The organism is Pseudomonas sp. P135 (assembly GCF_020312125.1).
Taxonomy (GTDB): domain Bacteria; phylum Pseudomonadota; class Gammaproteobacteria; order Pseudomonadales; family Pseudomonadaceae; genus Aquipseudomonas; species Aquipseudomonas fragariae.
Genome location: NZ_JAGPYR010000029.1, coordinates 32,351 through 41,798, shown reverse-complemented (window position 1 = coordinate 41,798; position 9,448 = coordinate 32,351). Strand labels below are relative to the sequence as shown.

At 61.9% G+C, this 9,448-nt stretch carries 8 protein-coding genes; 4 read left to right on the top strand and 4 right to left on the bottom strand.

The genetic code is table 11. The features are described 5' to 3' along the window. Positions 1–152 precede the first annotated feature (152 nt). On the bottom strand, positions 153–1,082 hold the full coding sequence (locus KBY08_RS25330) for a 2-hydroxyacid dehydrogenase (RefSeq protein ID WP_103359421.1): 930 nt from the start codon (positions 1,080–1,082) through the stop codon (positions 153–155). Positions 1,083–1,366: 284 nt separating this feature from the next. On the opposite strand from KBY08_RS25330, the gene gabT reads away from it, so the two are divergent. From gabT to KBY08_RS25310, 4 genes are all read left to right on the top strand, one after another. Next, positions 1,367–2,671, top strand: coding sequence for a 4-aminobutyrate--2-oxoglutarate transaminase (gene gabT, locus KBY08_RS25325; protein WP_103359420.1), 1,305 nt, complete (start codon positions 1,367–1,369; stop codon positions 2,669–2,671). 81 nt (positions 2,672–2,752) lie between these two features. Next, on the top strand, positions 2,753–3,409 hold the full coding sequence (locus KBY08_RS25320; protein WP_032607659.1) for an HAD family hydrolase: 657 nt from the start codon (positions 2,753–2,755) through the stop codon (positions 3,407–3,409). A 47-nt stretch (positions 3,410–3,456) separates the two neighbouring features. Continuing rightward, positions 3,457–3,945 carry an Lrp/AsnC family transcriptional regulator gene (locus KBY08_RS25315; RefSeq protein ID WP_002555947.1) on the top strand — a complete coding sequence of 163 codons (489 nt, stop codon included), beginning with the start codon at positions 3,457–3,459 and terminating at the stop codon, positions 3,943–3,945. A 322-nt stretch (positions 3,946–4,267) separates the two neighbouring features. Then, the gene (locus KBY08_RS25310; protein ID WP_024652635.1) at positions 4,268–5,764 is read left to right on the top strand and encodes a methyl-accepting chemotaxis protein; all 1,497 of its coding nucleotides are present in this window, start codon (positions 4,268–4,270) and stop codon (positions 5,762–5,764) included. 9 nt (positions 5,765–5,773) lie between these two features. On the opposite strand, the gene KBY08_RS25305 is transcribed toward KBY08_RS25310, so the two are convergent. Genes KBY08_RS25305 through KBY08_RS25295 form a run of 3 tightly spaced genes read right to left on the bottom strand, consistent with a single transcriptional unit; the run spans position 5,774 to position 9,448 of the window. After that, positions 5,774–7,357, bottom strand: a complete 1,584-nt coding sequence (locus KBY08_RS25305; protein ID WP_024641302.1) for an ABC transporter ATP-binding protein — start codon at positions 7,355–7,357, stop codon at positions 5,774–5,776. A 1-nt stretch (position 7,358) separates the two neighbouring features. Then, positions 7,359–8,381 (bottom strand): ABC transporter permease, encoded by a 1,023-nt coding sequence (locus KBY08_RS25300; RefSeq protein ID WP_003437297.1) that lies wholly within the window; start codon positions 8,379–8,381, stop codon positions 7,359–7,361. Then, a complete protein-coding gene (locus KBY08_RS25295) occupies positions 8,381–9,448 on the bottom strand; it encodes a microcin C ABC transporter permease YejB (protein ID WP_003413943.1) in 1,068 nt (355 codons plus the stop codon). Before KBY08_RS25295 ends, KBY08_RS25300 begins: the two co-directional genes overlap by 1 nt.

The window sequence follows — 9,448 nt, the reverse complement described above, 5'->3', positions numbered from 1 at the left end:
ACCATGCCGTTGAGGTCGATTGCCAGGCGTGGCAGTTGAGGCAGCTTTCGCGAACAAGCGAAGCGTCGCCCGGTTCGCTCCTACGGCCTCAGGCCAGAATCAAAAGCAGACTTGTGTATGACGCGGGGTGCGAGCGTGGGGGCGATCGTCAGTTAATAACCCTGGCCGCGATCCACCTGTCCTTGCATCGCTTCACCACGCTCAAAACGGCGGATGTTATCGAGCAGGCCAGGAAAGGCGCTTTCCGGCTGGGTCATGGCCGCCACATGCGGGGTCAGCAGGATCTTCGGGTGTGTCCAGAACGGATGGTCGGCTGCTGCCGGTTCCTGCTGCAGCACATCCAGCACTGCAGCGCTGAGTTGACCGCTGTCCAGCGCTTCAATCAGCTCCGCTTCCAGCAGATGCCCGCCACGGCCCATATTGATCAGCGCGGCGCCCTTGGGCAATTGTTCGAAAAGCCGACGATTGAGGATGCCTTCGGTCTGGCCGGTCAGCGGCAGCACACACAGCAAAATGTCGCACTGCCCCAGAAATGCGTCCAGTTGCTCTTCTCCGGCATAGCACTGCACAGCGTCGATTCGATGCTCGCTGCGCGCCCAGCCCGACAGCTCGAAACCGAACGGTTTGAGGCTCGACAGAATATGCTGCGCCTGCAACCCCAGCCCCATCACGCCGACTCGGCGTTGGTTCGCCGGTATCAGCGGGTGAGCTTTCCAGACGCCTTCAACTTGCTGCTGCCGATAACGCAGCATTTCCCGGTGCAGGCTCAGCACGGCAAAGGTTGCGTACTCACACATCGCGTGACTGATGCCGGGGTCCAGCAGACGCACCACCGGCATCGATTTCGGAATACGGCTCAGGTCCAGCTGGTCCACACCTGCCGACAGGGCAAACAGCACTTTCAGGTTGGGCAGCAGTTCCTGCAGATCATCGGGCGCCAGCCAGGCGCCCAGATAGTGGATGTCGGCCGGGTCGCCGATGTCCGGCCATACCCGCCACTCGATGTCCGGCGCGTGCTCGGCAAACAGGACGCGCCAGCGTTCGGCACGTGCGGGATCGGCTTTGTAGAGCAGGGCGGGCATGGGCGTTTCCTGAGCATGAAAGGGGAGCCCCATCATGCCGCAAATGCAAAGCATGATCTGTCGAAACGCCTGCTTCCTGGCCGCTCCAATGTCCGAAAAGCGCGGCTATCCGGCAGATTGCATGGTGATGTGCGGGCATGAAGGAATCTGCCGTTTGCAAGGCGAAAAACAGTCGATATGGACATCTGAGGGGGCAAGTTCGGCGTAGATCATTTCGCTGAACGCTTAACCTGAACAGCATCGCAGCCACCCCGCCGGCTGCCTGGCCCACGACAGGTATAACCATGAACAGCAAAGTCGACGAAACCCCTCATCTGCTCCGCCAGCGCGATCAGTTCGTGCCGCGCGGGATTGTCACGGCTCACCCGCTGGTCATCGACCGCGCGCAGGGTTCTGAGCTGTGGGACGTCGATGGCAAACGCTATCTGGATTTCGTCGGCGGTATCGGCGTGTTGAACATCGGCCATAACCACCCGAACGTGGTCGCGGCGATTCAGGCGCAACTGACCAAAGTCACCCACGCCTGCTTTCAGGTGGCGTCCTATCAGCCCTATCTGGATCTGGCCAAACGCCTGAGCCATCTCATTGCGGGGCAGAGCGGCATCGATCACAAGGCGGTGCTTTTCACTTCCGGCGCCGAAGCGGTCGAAAACGCGGTGAAAATCGCCCGCGCCCACACCAATCGCCCGGCAATCATCTCGTTCCGTGGCGGCTTTCATGGCCGTACACTGCTTGGCACCACGCTGACCGGCATGGCCCAGCCGTACAAACAGAATTTCGGCCCCATGGCGCCTGAGGTGTTCCACACCCCGTACCCGAACGAGTATCGCGGCGTGACCAGCGAAGTCGCGCTGGCGGCGCTGCATGAACTGCTGGCGACCCAGGTTGCCCCGGAGCGCGTGGCGGCGATCTTGATCGAGCCGATGCAGGGCGACGGCGGCTTCCTGACTGCGCCAGTCGAGTTCATGAAGGCCCTGCGTGCGCTGACCGAACAACACGGCATCGTGCTGATTGCCGATGAAATCCAGTCCGGTTTCGGGCGTACCGGCAAATGGTTCGGTTTCGAGCATTCGGGCATCCAGCCTGATCTGGTGACCGTGGCCAAGAGCCTCGCGGGCGGCATGCCGCTGTCGGGCGTGGTCGGGCGTGCCGAGATCATGGACGCACCGCTTCCGGGCGGCCTGGGCGGCACCTACGGCGGTAATGCGCTGTCCTGCGCCGCGGCACTGGCAGTGATCGACACCTATGAGCAGGAAAACCTGCTGGCACGTGGCGAACAGCTGGGCGAACACCTGCGCGCCGGTCTGCTCAAGCTCAAGGAGCGTTACGCCTGCATTGGCGACGTGCGCGGCACCGGTTTCATGCTCGCCATGGAGATGGTCAAGAATGACGCGGCACGCAGTCCGGACGCTGATCTCAACCAGAAGGTGATCGATCAGGCGCGTCTTGGCGGCCTGCTGGTGATCAAGTGCGGCGTGTACCGCAACGTCCTGCGCTTCCTGGCTCCGTTGGTGACTACCGAGCAGCAGATCGATGAAGCGCTGGGCATTCTCGACGCGGCGTTGGCACGAGTATTGAAGTCCAGCTGAGCGCAAGCGTGATCGCAGCTGTCGCGAGACGCTGCGATCACCCGCGCCGGGAATCATTGTTGAATGGAGACGTTGCCTGCCATGGGGCTTATTGATTACCGCGCACTGCTGATCGATTGTGATGAAGTGCTGGTGGACCGTGATTCGGGAGTCTGGTCGGCGTTGCAGCCGTTGCTGGACAACAGCCTGAACACGCCGGCGAAAGACCAGGTGCTGATCGAATTCAATGACGTGGTCCGCACCTTGTACCCACGCTTTGACGAACTGGGCTTCAGCGGCCTGCTGTGCTTCGCGCACCGCCAGCTGGCCGAACGCCTGGGCATCAAGGCCAGTTGGGAAGAGGGCATGACCTTCGCCCGCTCCGTCCCGAACTGGACGCTGTTCGAAGATGCGCCCGGTGCGATGCTCTACCTGCGCAAGTTCTATCGATTGCTGGTGTACGCCGACCGCGACCTGCAGGATCGCGGTCTGCTGTGCGAGCGACTGGGGCTGGAGCCCGACAGCCTGCTGTCACTGACCACCCACCCGCTGGACGACACGGGCTGGCTTGCCGATATGGATCTGGAGCCGCGCGAAACCCTGTTTGTCTCCCGCCCCCCGGCCTCGGCGCTGGCGAGCGGTGGGTTGTGCCTGATCCGGCGTGGTCGGGAACAGCACAGCCAGCCCTGCACGGCGGATATCTGTATCAACAGCATGGCTGATCTGGTCGCTCAGCATCAGCTGTCTTTACGGCGCTGATTTTGCTAGAAGGTAGGCACCGTGAATGGCAATACATGAGGTAGGTAATGGAAGGCTTGGTCAAACTGGATCGGATTGATATCAATATTTTGGTAGAACTCCAGAAAGACGGGCGCATGACCAACGTCAGCCTGGCCGATGCCGTCGGACTTTCCGCGAGCCCTTGCCTGCAACGCGTCAAACGCCTGGAGTCGGCAGGTTACATTTCCAGCTACAAGGCGCACCTTAATCTGGCCAAGATCACCGAATCGGTCACCGTGTTCACGGAAATCTCCCTCAGCGACCACAAGCGCGAAGACTTCGCCAAATTCGAAGCCAATATCCGTCACGTCGACGAAGTGCTGGAATGCCACCTGATCAGCGGCGGCTACGATTACCTGGTGCGCTTCATGACCCGCAGCATTCAGCATTATCAGGAAGTGATCGAAGAGCTGTTGGACAAGAACATCGGCATCTCCAAGTACTTCAGCTACATCGTCATCAAATCCCCGGTCATGAAAGACGGCGTGCCGCTGCGCAAACTGTTGCGCCACTGAAGCTCTAGCCCGGAGAGGACGCAGAGCGTCCAGAACGGCATACCCACGCGGAGCATGGGCACGATAGCGTTCGCCGGTTCCGCGATCTCCCTGACGACTATCGTTCCTCACGCTCCAGCGTGGGAACGCCTTGCGTGACGCTCCGCGTCACAGATCTGCGCCGCTCCGCACACGTAGCCCTGAGTGCCGGCAAAGAATAGGTATGTCTGAAATTCTGGCATAGCGCTACTATCCGGACGGCACTTTGGCCGGGCTTTTGCTCGTGCAGATTTGAAAACCGGCAGGGGCCCCTGTCGCCATGGATTTCAAAAGGATGTGTTCGATGCCCGTAGCCCCTCGTTTCCTTGACCATTACCGCAAGGCCGACCGGATCATGCTGGGTCTGATCTGGCTGTTGTTCATCTACGCGCTCGGGTTGGCGTTCTGGTTCGACACCTTCACCCAGGCCGTTGTCGTCGGTGGTGGCACCGCGGTGGTGCTGACCGGGCTGTATCGGGCCATCGGCGGCACCCGATTGATGCGTTGCTGTTTCGGTGTAGGCCTGATGGTCATGACCGCGCTGCACATCAATCAGACCCACGGGCAGGTCGAGATACATTTCGGCATCTTTGTCCTGCTCGCGGTGCTGACCTTCTACCGCGACTGGCTGCCGATTCTGGTCGCTGCCGTCACCATCGCCCTCCACCACATCGGTTTCCATGCCCTGCAGCATTCCGGCTTCCCGGTGTACGTCATGCACCACGGCTTCGGCTGGAGCATGGTGCTTGTGCATGCGGTGTATGTGGTGGTTGAAAGCGCGATTCTGGTGTACCTGGCGGTGCAGAATCAGGCCGAGGCGGTCGAGAATCAGGACATGCTCGATCGCATGCTGGCCACCACCAACCAGTTCTCTACCGATAACCAGTCCAGCCAGCAGTCGGGCAAACATGTCTCTCTGGCGCAGCGTTTCGAGCAGTTCCTGGCGCAGATCACCGGCCTGGTCGATGGCGTAGTGCGTGACACTCGCGGGCTTGGCGAGCTGGGTCATGACCTCGCCAAGGCCAGCGGTACGCTGGAAACCGGTGCACAGCATCAGCTCAGTGAAATCGCCCGCATGACCGGCGCGATGCAGCGCATGGGCGATGCTATGAACGATATCTCCAGCCACGTCGCGCAAGCCGTGCAGCGGGCCGGTGACGCCAGTGATCAGGTCGCTCATGGGCGCGACAGTGTCGACCGTGCGCAGAGCGAAATCACCCAGCTTGCCGCGCGCATCACGACCACCGATGAAACCGTGCAGGCTCTGGCCAACCAGTCAGAACAGATCGGCAAGGTGCTGGACGTGATCGGCAGCATTGCCGAGCAGACCAACCTGCTGGCCCTCAACGCTGCAATCGAAGCCGCCCGCGCCGGTGAGCAGGGCCGAGGCTTTGCGGTGGTGGCCGATGAGGTACGCAACCTGGCGCAGCGCACAGCAGCCTCGACCAAGGAAATCCAGACCATCATCGAAGACTTGCAAAAAGGCAGTCGTCAGGCCGCTACGGCCATGAGCGACAGCCTGCAGGGTGTCGGGCGTTGTGTCGAGGACAGCCAGCGCGCTTCACAATCCCTGCGCGCCGTCGGCGAAGGCATCGGCCATATCACTCAGCTCAACGGCCTGATTGCCACGACGACCGAACAGCAGTCCGCCGTCAGCCGGGAAATTGCCGATCAGTTGCGCTCGGTGCAGACCATTGCCGAACACACCGCCGCCAATATCGGTGTGCTGGCGACCAGCAGCCAGAGCCTGTCGCCACTGGCCATTCGCCTGGAAGCGCTGGGCAAGAGCTTTCACGCGTAGTTTTCGCGTTCAGGCAAACACCAGCCCCGACGAACGCAGCAGTTCCTGAGTGTAGGCCTGCTGCGGTGCGGCGAAGATCTCGCGGGACGGGCCCTGCTCGACCACCTTGCCGTCCTTGATCACGATCAGGTCATGGGCCAGGGCGTGAACCACCGCCAGGTCATGGCTGATGAACAGGTACGTCAGGCCATGCCGGATTTGCAGGTCGCGCAGCAGGGCGACGATCTGCTTTTGCACGGTCCGGTCGAGCGCCGAGGTCGGCTCGTCGAGCAGGATCAGGTCCGGCTCAAGCACCAGCGCCCGTGCGATGGAAACACGCTGGCGCTGACCGCCGGAAAACTCGTGCGGGTAACGATGCCGGGTGGCCGGGTCCAGGCCGACTTCCTGCAACACGCGGATCACCGTCTGTTCACGCTCTTTCGGCGTACCGATGTTGTGCGTCACCAGGCCCTCGGCAATGATCTGCTCCACGGTCATCCGCGGGCTGAGGCTGCCGAACGGGTCCTGAAACACCACCTGCAACTGGCGGCGCAACGGGCGCATCAGGTGCTGGCTGTGCAGGCTCAGTTCCTTGGTGCCGAAGCGGATGCTGCCCTCTGAATCGACCAGGCGCAAAATCGCCTGGCCCAGGGTCGATTTACCCGAACCCGACTCGCCGACAATGCCCAGGGTCTTGCCCTTGAGCAGCTCGAAACTCACCCCGTCCACCGCCTTCACATACTGCGGCTCACGCTTGAACCAGGCCTTGCCCAGCGGGAACCAGACCTTCAGGTCCTGCACCGACAGCAGCGTGTTGCTGTGCGTGGACGGCACCGGTTCACCATCCGGCTCGGCATTGATCAGCAGACGGCTGTACGGGTGTTGCGGGCTGTCGAACAGGGTCTGGCAATCGGCCTGCTCGACGATCTCGCCCTCACGCATCACGCAGACCCGCTGGGCGATGCGCCGCACCAGATTGAGGTCGTGGCTGATCAGCAGCAGCGACATGTTCAGCCGCTGTTGCAGAGACTTGAGCAACTCCAGAATCTTCACCTGCACGGTCACATCCAGTGCGGTGGTCGGCTCGTCGGCGATCAGCAGATCCGGCTCGTTGGCCAACGCCATGGCAATCATGATGCGCTGCCGTTGCCCGCCCGACAGTTGATGCGGATACGCCTTGAGACGTGACAGCGGATCACGAATGCCGACCAGTTCCAGCAGCTCCAGGGTGCGGCTCAGCGCAGCCTTGCCCTTGAGGCCCTTGTGGGTCACGAGGATTTCGCCGATCTGTTTTTCGACCGTGTGCAGCGGGTTCAGCGAACTCATGGGCTCCTGAAAAATCATCGCCACCCGGTTGCCGCGCAGGCTGCGCAACTGCTTGTCGCTGGCAGTCACCAAATCCAGCCCGTCGTAACGAATCGAGCCCTGGGTGCTGACGGTTTTCGCCGGCAACAGACGCAGAATCGAATGCGCCGTGACCGACTTGCCCGAGCCGGATTCGCCCACCAGCGCCAGGCACTCGCCACGGCGGATGTCGAGGCTGACGCCATGCACCACTTCGTGGCCGTTGAAGGCGACCCGCAGGTCGCGAATTTCAATCAGGTTGTCGTGCATGTCAGCTCCGAGGATCGAACGCGTCGCGGCAGGCTTCGCCGATGAACACCAGCAGAGAAAGAATCAGGGCCAGCACCACGAACGCCGTCAGCCCCAGCCAGGGCGCTTGCAGATTGCGCTTGGCCTCGCCGATCAGCTCGCCCAGCGACGCACTGCCCGCCGGCATGCCGAAGCCGAGAAAATCCAGCGCAGTGAGGGTGGCGATGGCGCCGGTGATGATGAACGGCAGGTAAGTCAGGGTGCTGGTCATCGCGTTGGGCAGGATGTGCCGCCACATCAGCGCGGCATCGGTCAGGCCCAGTGCGCGGGCGGCCTTGACGTATTCCAGGTTGCGCCCGCGCAGGAACTCGGCACGCACCACGTCCACCAGCGACAGCCAGGAGAACAGCGCCATGATCCCCAGCAGCCACCAGAAACTCGGCGACACAAAGCCGGACAGAATGATCAGCAGGTACAGCACCGGCAGCCCCGACCAGATCTCCTGAATGCGCTGGCCGATCAGGTCGGTCATGCCGCCGTAGTAACCCTGAATCGCCCCGGCACACACGCCGATCACCGTGCTGATCGCGGTCAGCAGCAGCGCGAACAGAATGGAAATCCGCGCGCCGAACAGCACACGCGCCAGCACATCACGGGCCTGCTCGTCGGTGCCCAGCCAATTGATGTGGTCCGGCGGGCTAGGCGATGGCGCGTCCAGGTCGTAGTTGATGGTGTCGTAGCTGAACGGGATCGGCGCGAACAGCATCCAGCCGTTTTTCGCCGCGATCAGCTTGCGCACGTAGTCGCTGGCATAGTCCGGCTCGAAGGGTAGCTCGCCGCCGAAATCGGTTTCCATGTAGGTGTGCAACACCGGGTAATACAACTGCCCGTCGTAGCGGATCAGCAGCGGCTTGTCGTTGGCGATCAGTTCGCCGCACAGGCACACCAGCAGCAGGCCGATGAAGATCCACAGCGACCACCAACCGCGACGGTTGGCCTTGAACAGGTCGAAGCGGCGCCGGGTCTGGGGAGAGAACTCGAACATCAGGCGCTCCTCGCGGAAAAGTCGATGCGTGGGTCGACCAGCGTGTAACACAGGTCACCGATCAGCTTGATCAGCAGGCCGAACAGCGTGAACAGAAACAGCGTGCCGAACACAATCGGGTAATCCCGCGACACCGCCGCTTCGTAACTCATACGCCCCAAACCATCGAGGCCGAAGATGGTTTCGATCAGCAACGAGCCGGCGAAAAACACTTCGATCAAGGCCTGTGGAATACCGGCGATGACCAGCAACATGGCGTTGCGAAACACATGGCCGTACAGCACGCGATGCTCGGTCAGGCCCTTGGCGCGCGCCGTGACCACGTACTGGCGGCTGATCTCGTTGAGAAAGCTGTTCTTGGTGAGGATGGTCAGCGTGGCGAACCCGCCGATCACCAGCGAACTGACCGGCAGCACCAAGTGCCACAGGTAGTCCTTCACCTTGCCCCAGGTGCTCAGGCTGTCGAAGTTGTCCGAGAACAGCCCCTGCGCCGGAAACCAGCTCAGGTAACTGCCCCCGGCGAACACCACGATCAGCAGGATGGCGAACAGAAACGCGGGCGTGGCGTAACCGATGATCACCAGCGTGCTGCTCCAGACATCGAACGCGCTGCCATGCCGCACCGCCTTGCGAATGCCCAGCGGGATGGAAATCAGGTACGTGATCAGCGTCGCCCAGAGCCCGAGGGACAGCGACACCGGAAGCTTTTGCGCGATCAGTTCGGTGACTGGCGCGCCGCGGAAGAAGCTGGTGCCGAAGTCCAGTTGCGCGTAGTTCTTGAGCATCAGCCATAGCCGCTCGTGCATCGGCTTGTCGAAACCGTAGTGTTGCTTGATCTGCTCGATCAGCGCCGGGTCCAGCCCGCGGGTGCTGCGGCTCGCAGTGCCGGAGGCAGCCACTTCGCCCCCGCCGCCGCCCACACCGTTGGGGCTGAAGCCCTGAATGCGCGCAATGGCCTGCTCGACCGGGCCGCCGGGGGCGGCCTGCACGATCAGGAAGTTGACGATCAGAATGGCCAGCAGCGTGGGAATGATCAGCAGCAGGCGTCGAATCACATAAGCCAGCAT

Excerpts from the sequence above, each read along its gene's own strand:
- KBY08_RS25330 (WP_103359421.1), bottom strand. The coding sequence starts at position 1,082 with ATGCCCGCCCTGCTCTACAAAGCCGATCCCGCACGTGCCGAACGCTGG.
- gabT (WP_103359420.1), top strand. The coding sequence starts at position 1,367 with ATGAACAGCAAAGTCGACGAAACCCCTCATCTGCTCCGCCAGCGCGAT.
- KBY08_RS25320 (WP_032607659.1), top strand. The coding sequence starts at position 2,753 with ATGGGGCTTATTGATTACCGCGCACTGCTGATCGATTGTGATGAAGTG.
- KBY08_RS25315 (WP_002555947.1), top strand. The coding sequence starts at position 3,457 with ATGGAAGGCTTGGTCAAACTGGATCGGATTGATATCAATATTTTGGTA.
- KBY08_RS25310 (WP_024652635.1), top strand. The coding sequence starts at position 4,268 with ATGCCCGTAGCCCCTCGTTTCCTTGACCATTACCGCAAGGCCGACCGG.
- KBY08_RS25305 (WP_024641302.1), bottom strand. The coding sequence starts at position 7,357 with ATGCACGACAACCTGATTGAAATTCGCGACCTGCGGGTCGCCTTCAAC.
- KBY08_RS25300 (WP_003437297.1), bottom strand. The coding sequence starts at position 8,381 with ATGTTCGAGTTCTCTCCCCAGACCCGGCGCCGCTTCGACCTGTTCAAG.
- KBY08_RS25295 (WP_003413943.1), bottom strand. The coding sequence starts at position 9,448 with ATGCTGGCTTATGTGATTCGACGCCTGCTGCTGATCATTCCCACGCTG.